Source organism: Chryseobacterium gossypii (assembly GCF_041361455.1).
In the GTDB taxonomy this organism is placed as follows: Bacteria; Bacteroidota; Bacteroidia; order Flavobacteriales; family Weeksellaceae; genus Chryseobacterium; species Chryseobacterium gossypii.
This window is the reverse complement of the sequence record NZ_JBGCUR010000002.1, coordinates 1-23,431: the sequence shown is the minus strand read 5'-3', so window position 1 is coordinate 23,431 and position 23,431 is coordinate 1. Positions and strand designations below refer to the sequence as shown.

Below are 23,431 nucleotides of genomic sequence, written 5' to 3'. Positions count from 1 at the left end.
TAATCCTTTTTCGTACTTTTCAAAATATTTCTGATATTATTTCTGCTCAAATATTTTTCTTTAAGCAATATTTTTAATGATTATATTTGCAAAATCAAATTTCAGGGAACTATCCAATTAAAAAGTTATTTATATAAAAAGATGAAATATAAGAGAATCCTTCTAAAACTCAGTGGCGAAGCCTTAATGGGAAACAGGCAATATGGTATCGATAATGAAAGGCTACAGGAATATGCGGCAGAAATAAAGAAAGTAGTGGATAAAGGTTGTGAAGTTGCTATTGTGATTGGAGGAGGAAACATTTTCCGCGGAGTAGCAGGAGCTGCCAAAGGAATGGATAGGGTGCAGGGAGATTATATGGGAATGCTGGCTACGGTGATCAACGGAATGGCTCTTCAGGGGGCTTTAGAGGATGCAGAGATTAAAACAAGATTACAATCTGCCATTGAAATGGATAAAGTGGCAGAGCCTTTTATTAAAAGACGTGCGGTAAGGCACCTGGAAAAAGGCCGTGTGGTAATTTTCGGAGCAGGAACCGGAAACCCTTACTTTACCACAGATACAGCTGCTACATTGAGGGCTATTGAGATAGGGGCCGATGTCATCTTAAAAGGAACAAGAGTAGACGGTATCTATGACAGTGATCCTGAGAAAAATGAAAACGCGGTAAAATATAACTCTTTGTCTTTTGACGAGGTTTTTGAGAAAAACCTTAAAGTGATGGATATGACGGCGTTTACACTAAGCCACGAAAATAAACTTCCTATTATTGTATTTGACATGAATAAGGAAGGAAACCTGGAAAGAATCATAGAAGGCGAAAAGGTTGGTACTTTAGTTGATTTATAATGTATAATGCTGGTAAGATAACCGGAGAGGAAGATGAGATAAGGCCTGCTTCTGTTGCTTACTGCTTCTTGTTATTTATCAATTCTTAACTTTAATGAATGTGTAACTTATCAAATTTTGAATATATAATGGAAGAATTAGATCTTATATTAGAATCTGTAAAGCAGGACATGGATGCAGCTATCAAACACCTGGAACATGCATTTCAGAAAATCAGGGCAGGACGTGCTTCTACAACCATGGTTCAGGATGTTATGGTGGAATATTACGGAGCTATGACCCCCATCAACCAGGTTGCCAACATTTCTGTTCCGGATGCCATGACAATTTCTATTCAACCTTGGGACAGAACAGCGATCAATGCTATTGAAAAAGCTATCATTAATTCTAATCTGGGTTTTGCCCCTTCTAATAATGGCGAAAACATCATCCTAAACGTACCTCCTTTAACAGAGGAGAGAAGGAGAGAGCTCGCCAAGCAGGCAAAGGCTGAAGCGGAACAAACTAAAGTGACCGTGAGAAATGCCAGACAGGACGGATTAAAGGATCTGAAGAAGCTGGAGGGTGTTTCTGAGGATGTGATCAAAGGAGTGGAAGCAGAAATTCAGGAGCTTACCGATAAATATGTAAAGCTTTGTGACGATCATCTCAAAACAAAAGAAGCTGAGATCATGAAAGTGTAATTGGCTAAAAAATATAATGAACGGCTCCTTTGGGGCCGTTTTTTTGCATTAGCTCAGAAGACAGGACAGGGCATGCACTCAAATGCCGGTCTGATTATATCCACCTAGATCTTAGGCTTTATATTATGGTGATGTCCATATTGCGCAAGAAAGAACGGACAATAAAAAATCCGGAAGTTCCGGATTTTTATTGATATCTTTTATGCTCTTTATTTTTAGAGAACCGTTTTGTAATAGGCTTAAAGAAAGCTTTGTATTTTTCGGCATCGAATAACTGAGAATCCGTAAGGGCCTTGTAAGTCATCCAGACCCCAAAAGGGAAGAGGATGATGTTAGGAACCCAGGCTGCAAGATAAGGATTCATGTTGCCGGTCCATGCAATATTTTCAACTCCTACGTTAATAATATAAAAGATGATAAAAATAATAATAGCGATAATTACCGGGAGTCCCATTCCTCCTTTTCTGATAATGGACCCCAGGCTGGCACCGATCAAAAAGAAAATGATACAGGTGAATGAGTAAGTAACGATCCTTTGCTGATAAATAACAACTTTGCTGAAATATTTCAAGTTGGGTGCAATATCACCCTTTTTAGTTTCAGCTGTTGTTTTCAGGTTATCCAGCCTGTTATAGGCATTGTAGATCATCTCCAGCTTCCTGTCGGTTTTTACCGTGTCCAGCTTCACCTGGGCTTTTGGAGTAGCCTTGGATTTATTCCTGTCCATATAGCTTACCAGGGAGTTGGCCTGATTCAGGACTTCACCGGTGACGGTTTCCAGGAATTTTCCATTATCCTTTTTAGTTTTAACTATGGTTTCATTTAGCTGATTATAGGTTTGAAAACGATAATCATCCGTGATCTGCTCCCGTTCAATAGCTTTGTTGATGATCTCACTGACATCAAAGTGTGAAACCAGTGTATCAAATTTGATTGCCTGATCAGGCTGTTTTAGACGTGCATTCTCTCCCTTTCCCGCAAAATTGTCTTCATATATATAGCCATTATACAGAACCAGCTTCAGGAAATTTTTATTGGCGGCAGGAACAAACTTTCCTTTTTCCGCTACAATCGACTGCTGATTTTCATAAGTGCTGGCTTTCCTATGAACAAAGACCCCTTCAATATTTTCTCCGTTTTCACCATAGATTTTATCAAATTTCACCATATAGCCGGGTATCTGGTCGATAAACTGACCCGGGGTAAAATTCAGGGCGGGTTTGGTCTGTGCGATATTGAAAAGCATATTCTTTGCTTTTCTCTGAAAATCCGGGATAATATTATTAGAGAAGAAGTAAAGCATGATAGACAGAATAGTGGTAACGCCCAGCAGAGGGATCATCACCCTGGTCAGGGAAATACCTGCGGCTTTCATGGCAGCCAGCTCGTACCGTTCTCCAAATTCGCCGAAAGACATGATGCTTGCCAGAAGAATAGTGAGTGGCAAAACCATACTGATCACGCTTACTCCCAGATAAAAAAGAAGCTTAAGAATCTGCCAGTAGCTTAATCCTTTTCCCATAAACTGTCCTAGCTGGACCCAGATGATGTTTACAATGAAGATGAAAAACAATACACTGAATATAAAGAAAAATGGCCCAAAAAAGGTTTTTATGATATATCGGTCTAGTATTTTTAACATTCGCCAAAATTAATCAAAAAGCCACAAAGTTGTTCTTGTGGCTCTTATATTTTATAATTTTTTATGATAGGGTAGAACGGCGGGCTGGCTGCCAGTTGCCATCTATTGTTAAAGCTCTGTAATAACGTAATTCTTGTACTTGCTCTTATCAAAGGTGAACATATCAGGATCCAGGTTCTGGTTTTCCTTGTATTCTTTGATGGCGATCACGGCAACATCCTTATTATTTCCGTGCTGCTCCAGTTTTACCATCTGCTTTTTTGCAGAATCCACAAAAAGGTAGACATACTTTATCCCGTTCGACTTTACCGGAGTCAGTTTGATGAAATCCGCATTAACGCCGTTTACCATTTTCTTACCGTTATATGCCACATTATAATCATTTCTGTATGTGGAAAGGTAGTTGATAGGGGAGAACATGGTGCTGCTTCCATTAGGCTTTGCGATCGTTACTTCCATATCTTCAGCATTAATGTTGTAGATTTTGTTTCCATCAAAAATCTGTTCCGTATCCATGATTTTCAGCTTATATTTATCTCCGGCAGCATAATAGATCCCAGGTTCCGTTTTGGTAACCTGGCCGTTGACGCCGCTCCCGAAAGAAAATTTAAAATAGGAATTCTTTTTGGAATTATAGTTGGCTGTAACATCATCCAGGATCTTCTTCGCCTTTGCATCAATTTTCTGTGCATACATCAATCCGGTTGCTCCTGCTATAAAGCATCCCAATATGATTTTTGAAATAATATTTTTCATTTTTTTTAATTTAATAATATTTAGACATTTCCAGACACTAAAAGTTAAATACCCGATGGCCATTAGGACTTATCCGCGCAAATCTTTTCAAAAACTGTTCCAAAGGACAAACTGTCCTACAAAACAAAAGATTTACGTTTAAAGGGTTTTTTTATCGGGTTATCCGGATTGGTATTGATATCTCTGTACTTATTTTCTGAGATCCTCAAGGAATTGCTCGAGGGAATGCATATCACTGATCAGAACCTCTCTTGCTTTGGCTCCGTTGAATCCGCCTACAATGCCACTGGCTTCCAGCTGGTCCATAATTCTTCCGGCCCTGTTATATCCGAGCTTCAACTGTCTTTGAAGCATGGAGGTGGATCCTTGCTGGGTGGAAACGATAATCCTCGCCGCTTCCTCAAACAAAGCATCTTTTTCATTAGGATCGAAAGCTGCAACTGAGCCTGAGGAATCTTCGGAAACATACTCAGGAAGAAGGAAGGCAGATGAATATCCTTTTTGCTCACCGATATATTCGGCGATCCTTTCTACTTCCGGGGTATCTACGAAGGCACATTGGAGCCTCAATATTTCATTTCCGTTAAAATACAGCATATCTCCCTTACCGATCAGCTGATCAGCGCCCGGTGAATCCAGGATCGTCCTGGAATCCACGCTGGAAATCACACGGAATGCAGCCCTTGCAGGGAAGTTGGCCTTGATCATCCCCGTGATCACATTCACAGAAGGTCTTTGGGTGGCAACGATAAGGTGAATACCTACTGCCCGGGCCAGCTGGGCCAACCTGGCGATCGGTAGTTCAACCTCTTTTCCGGCCGTCATGATCAGATCGGCAAACTCATCCACTACGAGAACTATGTACGGCAGATAGCGGTGCCCGTTCTCAGGATTTAATTTTCTTTCAGCGAATTTTTTGTTGTATTCCTTTAAATTTTTGCAGAATGCATTTTTCAGGAGGTCATATCTCGTGTCCATCTCGATACAGAGAGAGTTCAGAGTATTGATTACTTTATTGGTGTCTGTAATGATCGCTTCCTCCGCATCCGGCAGCTTGGCCAGGTAATGTCTTTCAATTTTTGAGTATAGGGAAAGTTCCACCTTTTTAGGATCTACCATCACAAACTTCAGTTCACTCGGATGTTTTTTATAAAGTAGAGAGGTAAGAATAGCGTTGATACCCACGGATTTTCCCTGCCCCGTGGCCCCCGCCATCAGGAGGTGAGGCATTTTAGCCAGGTCAGCCATGAAGATCTCATTGGAAATTGTTTTCCCGAAAACTACAGGCAGGTCCATATCTGTATTCTGGAATTTTTGCGAGGCGATTACCGAGCGCATGGAAACCATGGTAGGATTCTTTCTGGGAACCTCGATCCCGATAGTCCCTTTTCCCGGCATAGGTGCAATGATCCTGATCCCCAAAGCAGAAAGATTCAGGGCGATATCATCCTGCAATTTTTTAATCGCAGCTACTCTGATCCCCGCTTCCGGCACTATTTCATACAAGGTGACCGTAGGGCCGATAGTAGCTTTGATTTCTGCAATTCCTACATTGAAGTTCTTTAAAAGACCAACGATCTTATTTTTATTTTCCTCCAGTTCTTCTTTATTGATGGAGATCTCTTCACTTCCGTAATCCTTCAGAAGATCTACGGTAGGCATCTGGAACCCGGCCAGATCTAATTTGTGGTCATAAAGCCCATGCTTTTCAACAAGCTCCTGGGATTTCCTTTCAGAATCATCCAGGATATCCACCACCGGAGCAACCTCCACATTGAATTTAATGTTTTCCTGTGTGGAAGGAGTTGCCGGAGCTGAAGGTCTGATATCAAAAGCTTCTTCAGGACTTGAAACCGGAATGCCGGGCTTGGGATTAAGATTGATGTTTACAGGCTGCGAAAAATCTTTTTTATCTTCCTCAAATGAGGTCTGGTTAGGAGTAGTGATCGGCTCCAGGTTGGTAGAAACAGGAACTTCCGGGAATCCTTTTGGTATCTCCACCGGGTCCGGTGTTTTTATATCGGTAGTATCTGTTACCTTAACGTTTAACGGACTGTCCTGAACCTCTTCCATCAGCTCCTCATCAGCCTGGAAATTTTCATCGGAGCTTGGAATCATGGATCTTACCCTTCCTATCGTATTTTCGTTGATATCATTAAGCTTAGCCTTGATAGAGCTCGGACGGAGATTGAACTCCAGTATAAAATATAAAAGGATACTTGCGGCAAGCACAAGCCAAAGCCCCACGGTTCCGATCATGGCATTAAGGGTATCCATAATCTGATAGCCGTAAACACCGCCCAATACTCCCTGGCCTTTAGTGACTGCTCCAAAAAATATAGGCAGCCAACAGATAAAGAATAGTGAATGGCCGATGGTTTTCCAGGGTTTGAACATTTTCTTCTTCAATATGATCATTCCGAATACCAGAAACAAGAAAGCAATGATAAAGGAGGCCACGCCGATGCTTTCAAATATGAAGATATTCCCCAGCCAGTCACCTACTTTCCCGAAAATATTGGAAGATTTAATTTCCTTGTCAAGCATGGTTCCCGCCTGGCTCTGATCCGCTTTCCAGTTCATCAGATAAGAAATGAAGGAAAAAGTGAGAACTACAGAGAAAAGAATGAAAGTAAGCCCGAAAAAAATACGGGGCTTAGATAATATTTTGCCTTTTTCAGGCATTTCCTGCTGTTTTGTTTGTGTCTTTTTATCCATAATATCAATGTGGGCAAATTTAATGTTTTTTCAACATTAAAAAGAATCTTTTTGCTTAAATAGAAAGTCTGTTGTAGGGCTGTAACCCTAAAAATACAATTTATCTGATTGATCATTCCGAAGTTAAAAAAAACCATTACCGGGAAAATTTTAATTAAAATTCTTTCTGAAATCATAACTTATTAAGAATGATTCAAAATAAGGATTGCAATGCTTTTAAATGACAAATAACAGCTTTTTTTGTCGACCTTTTAATTAATCATCCTTATTTTTGCATGTCAAGTAAAAAAATCATGAAGAAGCTCCAGGACATTCTTATTTCAACCAGGACGATGGCTGTGTTATTGCTGGTTTATGCATTTGCGATGGCTTATGCTACGTTTTTAGAAAATGATTACGGAACTCCTACTGCGAAAGCATTAATTTATGAAGCAAAGTGGTTTGAACTGATCATGCTTTTGCTTATTTTAAACTTTATAGGTAACATCGGAAGATACAGGCTTTGGAGAAGGGAGAAATGGCCGGTTCTGGTTTTCCACCTTGCTTTTGTTTTCATCTTTATAGGAGGTGCCATTACCAGATATATCAGCTTTGAAGGCACCATGCATATCAGGGAAGGAGAAACTTCAAATGAAATAGTGACTGATAAAAACTTCTTTAAGATCCAGATCGAAGAAAACGGCGATGTGCTTAACTATCAGGACATCCCTTATCTGATGTCTCCATTACATAAAGATTTTAAGGCTACTTATGATTTCCACGGAAAACAGCTGAAAGTAGCGGCCAAAGAATATATCCAGAGAAAAAAAGACAGCCTGATTGCTGACCAGAATGGTACGGAATATCTTCATCTGGTTTCAACTGGACAGGCCGGAAGACAAAACATCTATATCAAGCCGGGAGAGGCCAAATCTATTAACGGAACCCTGGTAACCTTCAACAGAGCGATCGACGGTGCTGTGGAGTTCAGAAATGATGGAGGAAAACTACTGATCAAAACCCCTGTTGACGCAAGCTATATGACCATGGCAACGCAGGCGACGGGGAATACGAAAAAAGATGAGTTCCAGCCTTTGGTATTAAGGAGTTTATATAGCATCAACGATCTTAAGCTCGTAGTTCCTGAAGGACTTAAAAAGGGCAGGCTGATGGCCTTTGAAGGAGACAGGAAAAAAGATGCCAATGTTCCTGATATGCTTACTATAGAGATCCAGGGGCCAAAAACGAAACAATTGGTGGATCTGTCGGTTGAAAAAGGAAATCCAAATGCTTTCAAACAGGTAAGCATGGATGGATTGAACATCATGGTCGGGTTCGGTCCTAAAATATACAATACACCTTTTGCACTCAAGCTCGATGATTTCGTAATGGAAACATATCCCGGAAGTTCATCCCCAAGTGCTTATGAAAGCCATGTGCAAATTATTGATGAAGGAAAGCAGACCCCTTATAAAATTTATATGAATCACGTTTTGAATCATAAAGGATACCGTTTTTTCCAGGCAAGTTTTGATCCGGACAGGATGGGGACCGTATTGTCTGTAAACCATGATTTCTGGGGAACATTGGTTTCCTATATCGGATATACGCTTTTATTTGCGGGAATGTTCTTTATTTTCTTCTGGAAAGGGACTCATTTCTGGAAGCTGAATAAAATGCTTTCCGATGTCAATAAGAAGAAGGCAGCAATGGTTGTCCTGCTGGTCTTAAGCTTAGGTTTGAACGGGCAGAAAATCGAAACTCATGGAACTACGGACGGAAGCAGGGAGCACATCCATGTGGAAGGTGAGGAGCATGATCATGCCGCTTCTCCGGAAATGGCAAAAGGAAATGTGGCACCAAGACAAAATTCCCTGGCTGCGCCATTAACCAAAATGCGAACCATTTCCCCCGATGAGATCATCGCCAGGAATAAGATCACCAGGGAGCATGCTGATAAATTCGGATATCTCCTTGTTCAAAACTTTGAAGGAAGAATTGTTCCCATCAATACGGAGGCGCTCGATGTTTTAAGAAAACTATACAAAAAAGACGAGTTTAAGGGATCAGATGGCAAATCTCTTACAGCCAACCAATGGTTCCTGTCCATCAATACGGATACTCCGAGCTGGACAATGGTTCCGATCATTAAGGTAGGCTCAAAAGGGGGTGACGAGCTGAAGAAAAAAACCAAGGCCAATGATGACGGCTACACATCATTAATGAATCTTTTCCCGGCTGATGCCAACGGAAACCTTACCTATATCCTTGATCATGATTATAATGTGGCCTTCCGTAAAAAGCCTGCCGAGCAAACCAATTATGATAAGGAAGTTATTGCTGTCAACGAAAGGGTTCAGATTTTCAACGAATTTTTCAGCGGGCAGTTTATGAGAATAGTTCCTGTAAAAAATGATCCAAACCATACCTGGAATTCTTGGCTGGACCAAAAGTTTGAGCCGGATATGGAATCCCAGCAGGTAATGGGACCTTATTTTGCGGAAGTGTTAGCTGCACAGCAGACCGGCAACTGGGCCAAAGCTGATGTGGAATTGAAAAAGCTTTCAGATTATCAGCAAAAATGGGGCAAAAGTGTTGTTCCCTCCCAGTCCAAAGTTGATCTGGAAGTGTTTATGAACAAAATGAACATCAATTTCAAATTGCTGATATTCTATACCCTGATCGGAGGGCTGCTCCTGATTTTAGGATTTGTGGAACTATTCAGGCCGAATAAAATTTTAAATAAAATCATTAAGGCAATTATTGCGGTAGGTATCATCGGATATATCTTCCATTTCCTGGGGCTTGTTGCAAGATGGTATATCTCAGGGCATGCTCCCTGGAGCAATGGATATGAGGCTATTATTTTTATTTCATGGGTGGGAATTACAGCCGGCTTATTGCTTTACAGAAACTCCAACGCACTGATTCCCGCAGCCGGATTTATGGTGGCGGTGATTATGATGGGGTTTGCGCACGGTGGCTCTGCTCTTGATCCGCAGATCACACCGCTTGTACCGGTGCTGAAGTCTTACTGGCTTATCGTTCACGTAGCCATCATTACCTCAAGCTATGGCTTTTTTGCCCTGTCAATGATTATTGCGGTGATCTGTCTGGTATTTTATATCATTTCAAGTAAAGGGACCTATAAACTGCATCATGATACCACTCTGAAGGAATTGACAATTGTTTCTGAAATGTCTTTAACTATCGGGCTATTCGCTTTGACGGTAGGAAACTTCCTCGGGGGCATCTGGGCAAATGAATCCTGGGGAAGGTACTGGAGCTGGGATCCTAAGGAAACATGGGCTTTCATATCCATCATGGTATATGCTTTTGTTGTCCATATGCGGTTGGTTCCGGGATTGAGGAGCAGGTGGGCTTTCCATGTTGCAGCCATGTTCGCATTCTGCTCGATGGTAATGACGTATTTCGGGGTAAACTATTACCTGAGCGGGCTTCATTCCTATGCGGCAGGAGATCCGGTACCGGTGCCGGCATGGGTATATATCGGGCTTTCCACCATGCTGATTCTGGCAGTAGCTTCTTATTTTAAATTTAAGATATTAACCAAGAAGTAAAAAAACATATATATTCAATACAGAATCCCGGACTAGTTCCGGGATTTTATATTTCAATGCTTAGAAAAGAAATATATGTTCAATACGTATAATGCCATTGTGGATCTCAGACTTCCTTGATATCCGTAAAAAATATTTTTCTATTCAAATTATTCATATCTTTATGATATCAAAATAATATCATTAAAAATCTATATTATGGAAAAATCATTAAAACCCATGTCAGGATACCTTACACTGATAATCGGTCTGATCCTGCTTGCCGCTTCCGTGTACCTGTTTATCATCGGAATTGACAGAAGCTTTACTTTTGTGATCATGGCGTTGATCAGCTTCATTCTTTTCTGTTTTTTCCTTAAAGGACTGATGATCATTCAGCCTAACCATTCCAGGGTGCTGAACTTTTTCGGAAAGTATGTGGGTACGGTGAAAGAAAACGGACTGTTTTTTATTAATCCGTTGTATTCCTCGCAGAAGATCAGCCTCCGGTCAGAAAACTTGCAGGGCCAGACCTTAAAGGTCAATGATAAAATGGGGAATCCTATTGAAATTGCTGCCGTAATCGTCTGGAAGGTGGGAGATACCTATAAAGCCGCCTATGAGGTGGAGCGGTATACGGATTATGTAAGAATGCAGAGTGAAGCGGCTGTAAGGCACCTGGCTGTAAGTTTCCCTTATGACAACCTTGAAGATGAGCATGCGGATATTACATTGAGAGATGGTGGCGATCAGGTGAATAAGATCCTGGAACAGGAATTGTCAGAGCGCCTGGCTCCTGCGGGGATTATCATTCAGGAGGCCAGAATCACGCACCTGGCTTATGCGTCCGAAATTGCCGGAGCCATGCTTCAGAGACAGCAGGCAACAGCTATTGTGGCAGCACGGACTAAAATCGTCGAAGGCGCTGTAGGAATGGTGGATCTGGCTTTGAAAAAGCTTTCTGAAGACAATATCGTAGATCTGGACGATGAAAGAAAAGCGGCAATGGTAAGCAACCTTATGGTGGTTCTTTGTGGCGAAAAAGCTGCAACCCCGATCCTGAACGCCGGAACATTGTATAATTAAATTACCCCTGATTCTATTGATGATCTTGTCTTGTTGTTTCAAAATAAGATGAATCGGGCCATCTGAATTAAAATGAAATCAGAAAAAACTCAGCACCACTCTTCCGGAAAGGGCAAAAAATCCTTTATAATAAGGATAGATGAATCTACCTATAAACTCCTGGAAAAATGGGCGAACGATGAATTCAGAAGTGTAAACGGGCAGATTGAATATCTGCTCCATCAAAGTTTGATCAATGCAGGAAGGAAAAAGAAAGAGTAACGGTCTGAAATAAATTGTAACCTTTTTATTTCAGCTTTACTCTATTGTTTTAGAAGTAATGGTTTTTAACTTAAAAAAAATAAAATGGAAGCTACACAACTAAAACAAAACGTTAAACCTGTTTTTAATACTTTGAAATTTACCTTTACGATAATTCCTGTTGCGGCAGGGCTGGATAAGTTCACAAACATCCTTTGTGACTGGTCACAATACATTAATCCTGCCATTCACAATATGCTGCCTTTTTCGGATCATACCTTCATGATGATTGTGGGGATTATTGAGATTATTGCAGGAATTTTAGTATTTACAAGACCTAAGACCGGAGGCCTGATCGTTTCAGCCTAGCTGGTTTTAATCGCATTAACGCTATTGGCTGGCTGGAATTTTGCTGATGTTGCTGTAAGGGATCTGGTAATGGCTATTTCAGCCTATTCAATGACACGATTGGCATTCACTGTAGATCAATGAAAACAGAAAAGAAATATACTGACCAGGAATTAATTGAAAAGGTGCTTAATAAAGAGACCGCGATTTTTGAATTAATCATCCGGCGGAATAAGCCTTACCTGTACAGGATTGGAAAAATGTATAACTTTAGCCATGAAGATATTCAGGATCTGATGCAGGAGACTTATATGGATGCATTTACCCATCTTGGTCAGTTTGGGAACCGGTCGTCTTTCCGGACCTGGATTTCAAAAATAATGCTTAACCGCTGTTTTCATAAGAGGCAGAAATGGTATACAAAGCATATGGAATCTTTGGATAATAACAGCCAGATTATTACGGATCTTCATAATACAGAAACATCAGATCAGGTAATGAATACAGAATTACGTTCGATTATTGAAAAAAGCCTTCTCAGGATTCCGGAGGATTACCGAACGGCTTTTACTTTAAGAGAAATTAACGGGCTAAGTGTCCGGGAGACAGCCGAAGTCCTGGAAATCAGCGAAAGTAATGTAAAGGTTCGTGTAAACAGGCTAAAGCATACCTGAGAAAAGAGATTGAGAGATCGTATGTTAAAGAAGAGATTTTTGAGTTCAACCTGATTTACTGTGATGAGATTGTGTCCCGGGTAATGGACAAAATAAATACTGATTTTTAATTTATGGTCACTTAAACAAAAAAGCAGAGGTTTCCTCTGCTTTTAGTTTTGTATATCAATTAATTAATCAAATATTGCAGTAAAATAATTGCTGATAACGCTCCAGAAATTTTTACCCAGAAAATAGATAAGGGTAGAGGTAATAATTCCTTTTACCGTAAAAAATATTATTCCGCCTATTCCAAAGCGTTTAACCCATTGTTTCCACTTGGAATTTTTTTCTTCTGCAGGTTTATTCTGTTCCATTTTTGAAATTCAAAGGATGACTTCACAAAGATAAGCATGTTTATAATTAGTCCAAATAAAAAAGGTGTTAAAAAATTAAAATTTTGCGTTTCACATAATATTTTTAACTTTAGGGAAAACGAAAAGTAATATTTATGTCTAAAAAAGTTAAAGATTTTGGAATCGAAAAAACACTTAAAAATTTAGGAATCAAGGATGAGAATAAGGGAACTTCAGTAGGCGGAAAATACTTTGCTTCGGGGAAAACAATAGAAAGTTTTTCTCCTGTGGACGGGCAGCTGATTGCTAAGATAAAAACTTCCGGGGAAAGTGATTATGATAAGGTAGTCGAAACCGCTCAGAAAGCATTTCAGGAATTCCGGTTGATTCCTGCACCTAAAAGAGGAGAAATTGTCAGGCAATTAGGTCAGAAATTAAGGCAGTATAAAGAAGATCTTGGAAAGCTGGTTTCCTATGAAATGGGTAAATCTTTACAGGAAGGGCTGGGAGAGGTTCAGGAAATGATCGATATATGTGATTTCGCTGTAGGGCTGTCAAGACAGCTTCACGGGTATACGATGCATTCGGAAAGGCCCGGGCACAGGATGTATGAGCAGTATCACCCTCTGGGAATTGTAGGCATCATTACGGCTTTCAATTTCCCGGTGGCAGTCTGGTCCTGGAATACCGCTCTGGCCTGGATCTGCGGTAATGTAACGATCTGGAAGCCGTCTGAGAAGACCCCGCTTTGCGCTATTGCCTGCCAGAATATCATGGCTGAAGTTTTGAAGGAGAATAATCTTCCTGAAGGGATCTCAAGTGTTCTGGTTGCAGACCATGAGATCGGGCAAAAACTGGTGGATGATAAGAGAATTTCACTGGTTTCCTTCACCGGCTCCACAAGAGTGGGAAGGATGGTGTCTTCCAAAGTTGCCGAACGTTTCGGAAAATCGATTCTGGAGCTCGGAGGGAACAATGCAATCATTATTTCCAAAGACGCGGACCTGGATATGGCAATTATAGGGGCTGTTTTCGGAGCTGTGGGAACGGCGGGGCAAAGATGTACCACTACAAGAAGGCTGATCATTCATGAAAGTGTTTATGATGAAGTGAAAAAAAGGCTGGTTAAGGCATACGGCCAGCTGAAAATCGGGAATCCGTTGGATGAAAGCAACCATGTGGGCCCGCTTATCGATACAGATGCCGTCAATCAGTATCAGGAAGCCATTAAAAAATGTAAAAAGGAAGGAGGAAAATTTATTGTTGAAGGAGAAGTTTTAAAAGGAAAAGGATACGAGTCCGGCTGCTATGTGAAGCCATGTATCGCTGAAGTGAAGAACTCTTATGAGATCGTTCAGCATGAAACGTTCGCACCTATTTTATACCTGATCAAATACAAAACACTGGAAGAGGCAATCGCCATTCAGAATGATGTTCCTCAGGGCTTGTCATCCGCTATTATGACACAGAACCTGAGAGAGGCAGAATTATTCCTTTCCCATGCAGGTTCAGACTGTGGTATCGCGAATGTGAATATCGGGACTTCCGGTGCGGAAATCGGCGGAGCTTTCGGTGGTGAAAAAGAAACCGGTGGCGGCAGGGAATCCGGATCTGATGTCTGGAAGTATTACATGAGACGGCAGACGAATACAATAAATTATACAACTCAGCTACCTTTGGCTCAAGGGATTAAATTTGATTTATAATCCAACCAGGAAATTCAGGTTCAGAATTTCCTGATCTTTCAATTCTATTTATCGCTAAATTTTATTAATATGAACAATACAATCGACATAAAAGTAAATAAAGTAAAAGAAACAGTAGGTAAACATGTTCTGGCAGACGGCTTTGATCTTGTAATGGATATGGAAAAATCCCACGGATCATGGCTATATGATAAACTGAGCAACAGGGAGTATCTGGACATGTTCTCTATGTTTGCCTCTGCCTCCATAGGGTACAACCACCCGTACCTGGTTGAAAAATCGGCATGGCTGGGAAAAATGGCCGTAAACAAGCCAACACTGGCAGATGTTTATTCAGAAGAATATGCTAATTTCCTGGATACTTTTGAAAGAGTAGCTATTCCTGAAGAATTACAGTATGCCTTCTTCATCGAAGGCGGGGCACTAGCCGTTGAAAATGCCATGAAAGCATGTTTCGATTGGAAAACTCATAAAAACTTTCAAAAAGGGCTTCACATAGAAGGCGGGATCTGTATCCATTTCAGACAGGCATTCCACGGAAGAAGCGGCTATACATTAAGCCTTACAAATACTTCTGACCCAAGAAAATATCAGTACTTTCCGATGTTTGACTGGCCAAGAATCCTTAATCCCAAACTAAGCTTCCCGATCACGGAGGAAAATCTGGAAGAAACCATCAAAAATGAAAGGCTGGCTTTAATACACATAGAAGAAGCGATTCTTTCCAATCCTGATAAAGTTGCCTGTATCATTATCGAGCCTATCCAGGCTGAAGGTGGAGATAACCATTTCAGGGATGAATTTTTTGTGGAACTGAGAAAGCTCTGTGATGAAAATGAAGTGCTCCTGATCTTTGATGAAGTCCAGACCGGTATCGGAATCACCGGAAAAATGTGGGCGTTCCAGCACTTTACCGCAAAACCGGATATCATCTCCTTTGGTAAAAAGACCCAGGTATGCGGGATCCTGGCCAATAGGGAAAAATTTGACGAAGTCCCGAACAATGTTTTCAGAGAAAGCTCCAGGATCAATTCCACATTTGGAGGGAACTTTATAGATATGCTTCGCTTCCAGCTGATCCTGGAGGTCATCGAAAAAGAAAACCTTATAGAAAACGCGAGAGTAGTGGGAGAATACCTTCTGGAAGGTCTTCAGAAAATGGCTATGAAATATCCGGACAAAATTTCAAATGCAAGGGGAAGAGGACTGATGTGTGCAATCGACCTTCCTACCCATGAACAGAGAAACCTGTTGAGAGACGAACTTTTTAATGATGGTCTCATCATTCTGGGTTGCGGTGATCAGTCCCTCCGGTTCAGGCCACACCTTAATGTTACCAAAGAAGAAATTCAGCTCGCTCTGGACAAAATAGAGCAGAACATTACTAAAATTTAAAATCAAAGATTTGTAATTTTAAAAAAAAGGTCGTATTTTTAGATACTCAAAAGCGATAGAAATATGGAAAGAAGTACAAGAGTATCAGTTTTTGAAAGTGATAATCCTTCAGAAATTCAGCTAATCAGATCCAAATTAGACGATGCACAAATAAAAAATGAAGTTGAAAATAATTACCTTACTTTTACAACTACGCCAACGGCTACCTCGCTAAAAGTTATGGTAGATTTATTGGATGAGAAGAAAGCATTTGAAATTATTGATGCTTATCTTCAGCAAAATGAAAATCAATAAACAATTTCATAATTTTAAATTTTACTACTTCGAACCGAAAATTAATTTTAATTAGTTTTCGGTTTTTTTAATTCAACATTTTAGTTATCAGGTTAGAAATTCTGAAAATGAAACAGACATGTTTCATCTCCTGATTTCTGACTCAAAATGTCAATTATTATTTAATCACAATATCATGAATCCTACAATTAAACTAAGGAAAACGGAAACTGAAGACAGAGATCTGATCTGGGAGATCCTGCAGCAGGCAATCGAAAGAAGAAGAAAGGACGGGAGCACACAGTGGCAGAACGGTTATCCCAATCTTGAAACTGTTGAAAGCGATATTGCCAAAGGGTTTGGATATGTGCTTACAGTGAATGGCGATATCGCAGTATATGCCGCCCTGATCCTAAATGATGAGCCGGCTTACAGTAATATTGAGGGAGCATGGCTAAGCAATGGGGAGTTTGTTGTTGTTCACCGGGTGGCTGTCAACGAAAAATTTGCCGGACAGGGAATGGCAAAAGAGCTTTTTGACCACATTGAAGATTTTACCCGGATCCACGGGATTCAGAGCATAAAGGTGGATACCAACTATGATAATATAGCCATGCTTAAAATACTGGAAAGTAAAGGATATTCCTATTGTGGAGAGGTAGTTTTGTCAGATGGTGTAAGAAAAGCTTTTGAGAAGATTATCATTTAGCTGAAAAGTTAAATCCGTTTTCATTGAATTTTTAAAACGCCGTTTATTTATAAACTCTATTAAGTTTGTTCGTTTAGTTCTGAACTAATATTTACCTTTGCTCGAGATTTATTTTATGCATAAAAATATAGAAATTGACGAAAAAATTTTTCAGGATGCCGTTAAATTCTATGGCACAATTTTCAATATACCGCCTTTAGCTTCCAAAATCTATGCCTACCTCCTTTTTGACTTTGAGAAAGTGGGGGTTACTTTTGATGAATTTGTTGAAGTAATGTCTGCAAGCAAAAGCTCTGTTTCTACAAGTTTATCTTTACTGCTTAATGCACAGCTTATTGTGGATCACAATAAAATGGACGAAAGGAAGCGGTATTTCTTCATCAATGACGAATATAAGAAGATAAGGTTTGAAAAAATAGTTCAAAAAATGAAAGACGAATTAAAACTGCTGGACGATCTGGATAGTTTCAGGAAAGACCATGATTATGACAACAGTGAAAGAACTGAGGTCTATAAATCACTTTTAAATAAAAATATAAAAAACATTCAGGAATCTCTTAATAAACTATAAAAATGACTAATAAGCTAATAATACTTTCTATTGCAGCATTATCATTAACTGCCTGCAAAAAAGAAGCTCCGAAACAGGATGGCCCGAAGCCTTACCCTGTAGTTTCTGTAGAAACTAAAAATGTTGTAGGCTATCAGACATTTCCCGCCACTATTCAGGGAAGGGTAAATAATGATGTACGGGCAAAAATCCAAGGATATATCACCCAACTTTTGGTAGACGAAGGACAGTATGTTACAAAAGGGCAACCTCTGTTTCGTCTTGAAACCAATATCCTTAACGAAAATGCCGCTGCCGCTAAAGCAGGTATTGGCGCTGCCCAGTCTAACGTTACAGCTGCCCAGGCAGCGGTAAATGCTGCTCAGGTTGAAGTGAATAAATTAAAACCTCTTGTTGCTAAAAATATCATCAGTAATGTTCAGCTTCAGACTGCCCAGGCCAATCTGGCCCAGGCTCAGGCCCAGCTCCAGCAGGCTATTGCAGCCAGACAGCAGGCGACAGCCAATTACAAAGGCGTAGAAGCTAATATTGAGTATTCCATCATCAGGGCGCCCATTTCGGGAGTTGTAGGAAAGCTTCCTCTGAAAGTGGGTAGTCTCGTAGGGCCTTCCGATCAGACTCCTCTGACGACCATTTCGGATACTTCCCAGGTGTACGCATACTTTTCCATGAATGAGAAAGAGTACTTCGATTTCCTTGAAAAAGTACCCGGCGCATCCATGCCTGAAAAGATTAAAAATCTTCCGATGGTGGAGCTGCAGCTGGCTAATGGAAGCCTTTATCCTGAAAAAGGAAGAATTGAGGCCATTACAGGGCAAATTGATCCAACAACAGGAACCATACAGTTCAGAGTCGGCTTTTCAAATGCCCAGAAGCTGTTGAGCAACGGAAACAGCGGAACGATTAGATTCCCGCAAAGGTATGACAATGTGCTTGTGGTTCCGGAAAGCGCTACTTATGAGCAACAGGGAATTGTTTATGTATACAAGGTTGATAAAGACACAGCTAAAAATGTAGTGGTGGATGTGATCGAAAGAATCGACAACATGGCTTTGATAAAATCCGGGGTAAAGAAAGGAGATGTGGTAGTTGCAGCCGGTATTGGAGGATTGAAGTCCGGAACCGCAGTCAAGCCGAAACCTGTCAAAATGGATAGTCTTGTTCAATCAATAAAACCGAAATTCTAACAATGATAAAGAACTTTATTAACAGGCCGGTTTTATCTACCGTTATATCAATATTGATTGTTATACTCGGTATTTTGGGGCTTATTGCCTTGCCGGTCACACAATATCCGGATATTGCACCTCCCACGGTAAGTGTTTCAACCAACTATACCGGTGCTAATGCCGAGACCGTAATGAAGAGTGTTGTAGTTCCTTTGGAAGAGCAGATCAACGGGGTGGAAGGGATGGACTATATTACCTCTACTGCCGGAAATGATGGCTCGGCCCAGATCCAGATCTTCTTTAAACAGGGAATTGATCCCGATATTGCCGCGGTAAACGTGCAAAACCGTGTCGCCAGGGCTACCCCTTTATTACCGAGTGAGGTAACCCGTTCAGGAGTTGTTACACAGAAGCAGCAGACGAGTGCTCTGATGTATATGTCCTTCTATTCTGAAAATAAGGATTTGGATGATGTATATCTTCAGAACTTCCTTAATATCAATATTATTCCGAATATCAAAAGGATTAACGGGGTAGGTGATGCCAACGTTTTCGGTGGGAAGAACTATTCCATGAGGATCTGGCTTGATCCTGCAAAAATGGCTGCGTACGGCGTGACACCTGATGATGTCACTAATGCTATCAATGAGCAGAGCAGGGAAGCGGCAGCAGGTTCTATCGGTCAGAACAGCGGAAGCTCTTTTGAATATATCATTAAATATGTTGGTAAATTCAATGATAAGGAACAATATGACAATATAATCATTAAGTCTCTCGCCGATGGGCAGAATCTGATGCTGAAAGACGTTGCGAAGGTTGAGCTGGCAGGCCAGTCTTATACAGGGATCGGTGAAAACGGTAACAACCCTTCCATCAGTATGGGGATCTTCCAGACACCGGGTTCCAACGCTCAGGAGATCATTAAAAACATTAAAGCATATCTTAAATCAGCGGAAGGAACTTTTCCTCAAGGGATAAAATATACATTTAACTTTGACACCAATGAGTTTTTGGAAGCATCCATAGACAAGGTGGTCCACACCCTCATTGAAGCATTCATCCTGGTATTCATCGTTGTATTTATTTTCCTCCAGGATTTCAGATCTACCCTGATCCCGGCCATTGCAGTTCCGGTATCTATTGTGGGAGCCTTTTTCTTTCTGAATCTGTTTGGATATTCATTGAACTTATTAACGTTGTTCGCCCTGGTTCTTGCGATTGGTATTGTGGTGGATGACGCGATCGTGGTTGTGGAGGCCGTACATGCTAAAATGGAACATGGCATTGCCGACGCTAAAAAAGCAACTGTGGAAGCGATGAGCGAAATTACAGGAGCCATTATTTCAATTACCCTGGTAATGGCATCGGTATTTATCCCGGTGACGTTTATTTCAGGACCTACCGGGGTATTCTACCAGCAGTTCGGGATTACACTGATCGTGGCCATCGTCATTTCTGCGGTTAACGCTTTAACCTTAAGCCCGGTTTTATGTTCATTATTCTTAAAGCCGCATGCGGAACATCACCAGGAATATCAAAAACTGAACTTTATTCAGAAGTTTTTCTATAAGTTCAATATCGCTTTCAGAACGGCAACCGAGCGTTACGGAAGAGGATTCGTTTTCCTTTTAAGACATAAATGGGTGACCCTGGTTATATTCGTTATTACGGCAGGAATCCTGTACTGGGCAAGTACAAGCATGAAAAAAGGTTTCGTACCTACCGAGGACAGAGGAATTATTTTTACAGATGTGCAATTGCCTCCGGGAGCTTCCATGGAAAGGACATACAATGCACTGAAAACCCTTCAGAAAAGTGCAATGCAGATCCCCGGGGTTCAAAATGTAACCATCTCTACGGGTAGAGGCTTCTTATCAGGGAATGGTAGTAATAACGGTCTTGCCTTCATCAAACTAAAGCCATTTGAGGAAAGGAAGAAAGACGGCCAGACCTCTGAAGATATCACCAAGAGATTATTCGGTATCTCCGGGAAAGTACCGGATGCAAAAATCGTATTCTTCCAGCCTCCGAGTGTACCTGGTTTTGGTAGCAGTGCCGGGTTTGAGATGGTACTTCTGGATAAATCGGGAGGCGAATATACTGATCTGGACGCCAAAACGAATGAGTTTATCGGAAAATTGATGGAAAGACCGGAAATAGAATTTGCACAAACCTCATTCAATACAAAATACCCTCAGTATCAGATGACGATCAACGTTCCGTTAGCCAAGCAACTGGGTGTTTCCGTCAGCGATATCCTGAGTACAATGCAGGGATATATCGGAGGGATTTATACCGCTGATTTCACCAAATATGGTAAACAGTTCAGGGTAATGGTTCAGGCTCTTCCTGAAAACAGAAAAAGTATTGACAATTTAAATGAGCTGTATGTAAGAACAGGTTCAGGAGTAATGTCACCGATTTCCCAGTTTGTAAGGCTGGATAAAACCTACGGACCACAGTCTGTAAGCCGTTATAACCTGTTCACCTCGGTGAAGATCACGGGAGCTAACTCTGCAGGATTTAGTTCCGGAGACGCCATCGCTGCAGTACAGCAGGTAGCAGATCAGACCCTGAACCAAAACTATGCGGTTGAATTTACGGGATTATCAAGAGAAGAATTAGCTTCCGGGTCCCAGACCATTTTGATCTTTGCATTGAGTTTAATCTTCGTTTATTTTATCCTTTCGGCACAGTACGAAAGCTATATTCTTCCTTTGATTGTGGTGATCTCCCTTCCGTTGGGGGTTATGGGAGCCTACTTTGGGCAGAAAATCATGGGGCTTGAAAATAACATCTATTTCCAGATTGCCCTGATCATGCTTGTGGGATTATTGGCTAAAAATGCCATTCTGATCGTGGAATTTGCTATTCAGAGAAGACACCATGGGGAAACAATCGTGATGTCTGCCATCAATGCTGCCAAAGCCAGATTAAGACCGATTCTTATGACGTCTTTTGCCTTTATTTTTGGTTTGCTGCCATTGGTACTGGCAACCGGAATCGGAGCTGTAGGGAACAGGTCGATTGCGACAGGAGCAGCTATAGGATTGTTAATAGGTACCGTTTTAGGACTCTTTGTAATTCCTGTATTATATGTGATCTTTGAAACATTACAGGAAAAAATCAAACCTATCAAAAAAGAAGAAATCAATTTAGCAGAGTAAAATTAAAAATTGGGAAACGGAAGCAAGATCCAATGATCGGCTTCCGGTCTCTAATTTCTAACTTCTAATTTTTTATAATGAAGAGTTTAATAAACATCATAAAAGGAATAACTTTTTCAGTGGTCATACTGGGCGCCATCTCATCATGTATGGCGAGAAAAGATTATGAAAGGCCGAAGAATGTAGCAGACGAAAAGCTTTTCCGTACAGATATGCTGCCTACAGACAGTACCAATATAGCTAGTGTTTCCTGGAAGGAAATCTTTACAGATCCGTTGCTTCAGGGGTATATTTCCAAGGCCCTGGAAAACAATCTGGATATAAGAATAGCCCTTCAGAATATTACTTCCGCAGAAGCTTATCTTAAGCAAAGCAAAGCAGCCTATCAGCCAACTCTTTCTGTGGGCCCGAACTATACTTTCCAAACCCAGTCTATCAATACCCAATTCGGGCAGATTATCGGGGAAAGACGATATGTAAATCAGTTTGACATTACGGCAAGTATTGGTTGGGAAGCCGATCTTTGGGGTAAGCTGAAGGCTCAGGAAAAAGCACAGCTGGCCACGTACCTGGGTACCGTAGCAGCTCATAAAGCAGTAAAAAGCGACCTGGTAGCGTCCATTGCCTCTGCCTATTACCAGCTGCTGACCTTTGATGCCCAGAAAAAGATTATCACGGAAACAATTGCGGTCAGGGAAAAGAATCTGGAGACCACGAAAGCTTTAAAGGCATCCGGAACATTAACGGAAGTGGCCGTTCAGCAAAGTGAAGCGTTGGTATTCAATGCAAAATCCCTGCTGATCGATATCGATACACAGATTCAGCTGCTTGAGAATACCATGAGCCTGCTGATGGGAGAGCCTTCTCACGCTATTGAAAGATCTACCCTGGAAAGCCAGCAGCTTCCGGTGGATTTGAAATTAGGATATCCTGCCCAGCTATTAGCCAACCGTCCGGATGTGATGAGAGCGGAATACAATCTGATGAATGCCTTTGAATTGACCAATTCTGCAAAAGCGCAGTTCTATCCAAGCCTTAAGATCACCGGAAGCGGAGGAATACAATCTGTGGACATTGATCATTTATTCAGTGTCAATTCCTTATTTGCCAATGTAGTGACCGGTCTTACACAGCCTATCCTTAACAGAAGACAGATTAAAACCAATTACGAGGTGAGCCTGGCGAATCAGGAAGCGGCATATCTGAATTTTAGAAAAGCGGTGCTTACGGCAGGTAAAGAAGTTTCCGATGCCATCAGGGTATTTTCTGTTCAGGATTCCTATATCGACCTGAAAAGAAAAGAGCTTTTAGCATACAAAAACTCGGTGGATTATTCCCAGGAGCTGGTAAACTATGGAATGGCCAATTACCTTGAAGTATTGAATGCCAGTGTAAACGCTTTGAATGCGGAGCTTAATATCTCAAATGCGCAGTACAGCAAAATGAAAGCCGCCATAGACCTTTACCAGGCTTTGGGAGGTGGCTGGAAATAGCAGTTAAGACCTGTTTGTTTAATTAACCCGAGTTCGGGATAAGAATAAGAAATAAATTTGTGATAAAAAGTAATAATT

General features: G+C 41.0%; 19 protein-coding genes. 15 read left to right on the top strand and 4 right to left on the bottom strand.

Translation table 11 applies throughout. The features are described from left to right. Window positions 1-141 precede the first annotated feature (141 nt). Entirely contained in the window at window positions 142-849 is a 708-nt protein-coding gene (pyrH, locus tag ABMQ40_RS02435; RefSeq protein ID WP_370896185.1) for a UMP kinase, read from the top strand. Between the two features lie 128 nt (window positions 850-977). Next, complete coding sequence (gene frr / locus ABMQ40_RS02430) at window positions 978-1,532, top strand: ribosome recycling factor (protein WP_370896183.1); 555 nt, start codon at window positions 978-980, stop codon at window positions 1,530-1,532. A gap of 187 nt (window positions 1,533-1,719) precedes the next feature. Here the strand turns inward: frr and ABMQ40_RS02425 are convergent, their stop codons facing one another. The 3 genes from ABMQ40_RS02425 to ABMQ40_RS02415 all read right to left on the bottom strand — a co-directional run bounded on the left by ABMQ40_RS02425 (window position 1,720) and on the right by ABMQ40_RS02415 (window position 6,648). After that, complete coding sequence (locus ABMQ40_RS02425) at window positions 1,720-3,174, bottom strand: LptF/LptG family permease (protein ID WP_370896181.1); 1,455 nt, start codon at window positions 3,172-3,174, stop codon at window positions 1,720-1,722. Between the two features lie 108 nt (window positions 3,175-3,282). Continuing rightward, a complete protein-coding gene (lolA1, locus tag ABMQ40_RS02420) occupies window positions 3,283-3,930 on the bottom strand; it encodes an outer membrane lipoprotein periplasmic chaperone LolA1 (protein ID WP_370896179.1) in 648 nt (215 codons plus the stop codon). Window positions 3,931-4,119: 189 nt separating this feature from the next. After that, window positions 4,120-6,648 carry an FtsK/SpoIIIE family DNA translocase gene (locus tag ABMQ40_RS02415; RefSeq protein ID WP_370896177.1) on the bottom strand — a complete coding sequence of 843 codons (2,529 nt, stop codon included), beginning with the start codon at window positions 6,646-6,648 and terminating at the stop codon, window positions 4,120-4,122. 293 nt (window positions 6,649-6,941) lie between these two features. On the opposite strand from ABMQ40_RS02415, the gene ABMQ40_RS02410 reads away from it, so the two are divergent. The 5 genes from ABMQ40_RS02410 (at window position 6,942) to ABMQ40_RS02390 (ending at window position 12,535) form a co-directional block, all read left to right on the top strand. Beyond that, window positions 6,942-10,208 carry a cytochrome c biogenesis protein CcsA gene (locus tag ABMQ40_RS02410; RefSeq protein ID WP_370896175.1) on the top strand — a complete coding sequence of 1,089 codons (3,267 nt, stop codon included), beginning with the start codon at window positions 6,942-6,944 and terminating at the stop codon, window positions 10,206-10,208. Between the two features lie 198 nt (window positions 10,209-10,406). Next, window positions 10,407-11,273: an SPFH domain-containing protein gene (locus tag ABMQ40_RS02405; protein WP_370896173.1), complete on the top strand. Its 867-nt coding sequence runs from the start codon at window positions 10,407-10,409 to the stop codon at window positions 11,271-11,273. A 72-nt stretch (window positions 11,274-11,345) separates the two neighbouring features. After that, window positions 11,346-11,534, top strand: a complete 189-nt coding sequence (locus ABMQ40_RS02400) for a type II toxin-antitoxin system antitoxin (protein ID WP_370896171.1) — start codon at window positions 11,346-11,348, stop codon at window positions 11,532-11,534. An 84-nt stretch (window positions 11,535-11,618) separates the two neighbouring features. Beyond that, a complete protein-coding gene (locus ABMQ40_RS02395; protein ID WP_370896170.1) occupies window positions 11,619-11,882 on the top strand; it encodes a hypothetical protein in 264 nt (87 codons plus the stop codon). A 119-nt stretch (window positions 11,883-12,001) separates the two neighbouring features. Continuing rightward, window positions 12,002-12,535, top strand: a complete 534-nt coding sequence (locus ABMQ40_RS02390) for a sigma-70 family RNA polymerase sigma factor (protein WP_370896168.1) — start codon at window positions 12,002-12,004, stop codon at window positions 12,533-12,535. 173 nt (window positions 12,536-12,708) lie between these two features. On the opposite strand, the gene ABMQ40_RS02385 is transcribed toward ABMQ40_RS02390, so the two are convergent. Further along, window positions 12,709-12,891 (bottom strand): hypothetical protein, encoded by a 183-nt coding sequence (locus tag ABMQ40_RS02385; protein ID WP_370896166.1) that lies wholly within the window; start codon window positions 12,889-12,891, stop codon window positions 12,709-12,711. A gap of 134 nt (window positions 12,892-13,025) precedes the next feature. Here ABMQ40_RS02385 and amaB point away from each other — a divergent pair, with 134 nt between their 5' ends. The 8 genes from amaB to ABMQ40_RS02345 all read left to right on the top strand — a co-directional run bounded on the left by amaB (window position 13,026) and on the right by ABMQ40_RS02345 (window position 23,353). After that, window positions 13,026-14,576, top strand: coding sequence for an L-piperidine-6-carboxylate dehydrogenase (gene amaB, locus ABMQ40_RS02380; RefSeq protein ID WP_370896164.1), 1,551 nt, complete (start codon window positions 13,026-13,028; stop codon window positions 14,574-14,576). Between the two features lie 69 nt (window positions 14,577-14,645). Beyond that, complete coding sequence (gene lat, locus ABMQ40_RS02375) at window positions 14,646-15,971, top strand: L-lysine 6-transaminase (RefSeq protein ID WP_370896162.1); 1,326 nt, start codon at window positions 14,646-14,648, stop codon at window positions 15,969-15,971. A gap of 63 nt (window positions 15,972-16,034) precedes the next feature. Continuing rightward, window positions 16,035-16,265 (top strand): DUF2007 domain-containing protein, encoded by a 231-nt coding sequence (locus tag ABMQ40_RS02370; protein ID WP_370896160.1) that lies wholly within the window; start codon window positions 16,035-16,037, stop codon window positions 16,263-16,265. A 175-nt stretch (window positions 16,266-16,440) separates the two neighbouring features. After that, window positions 16,441-16,953 carry a GNAT family N-acetyltransferase gene (locus tag ABMQ40_RS02365; RefSeq protein WP_370896158.1) on the top strand — a complete coding sequence of 171 codons (513 nt, stop codon included), beginning with the start codon at window positions 16,441-16,443 and terminating at the stop codon, window positions 16,951-16,953. Window positions 16,954-17,068: 115 nt separating this feature from the next. Then, window positions 17,069-17,524, top strand: coding sequence for a transcriptional regulator (locus ABMQ40_RS02360; protein WP_370896156.1), 456 nt, complete (start codon window positions 17,069-17,071; stop codon window positions 17,522-17,524). Between the two features lie 2 nt (window positions 17,525-17,526). Further along, entirely contained in the window at window positions 17,527-18,711 is a 1,185-nt protein-coding gene (locus ABMQ40_RS02355) for an efflux RND transporter periplasmic adaptor subunit (protein WP_370896153.1), read from the top strand. 2 nt (window positions 18,712-18,713) lie between these two features. Next, complete coding sequence (locus ABMQ40_RS02350; protein WP_370896152.1) at window positions 18,714-21,860, top strand: efflux RND transporter permease subunit; 3,147 nt, start codon at window positions 18,714-18,716, stop codon at window positions 21,858-21,860. Window positions 21,861-21,937: 77 nt separating this feature from the next. Continuing rightward, window positions 21,938-23,353, top strand: a complete 1,416-nt coding sequence (locus tag ABMQ40_RS02345; RefSeq protein WP_370896150.1) for an efflux transporter outer membrane subunit — start codon at window positions 21,938-21,940, stop codon at window positions 23,351-23,353. Window positions 23,354-23,431 lie beyond the last annotated feature (78 nt).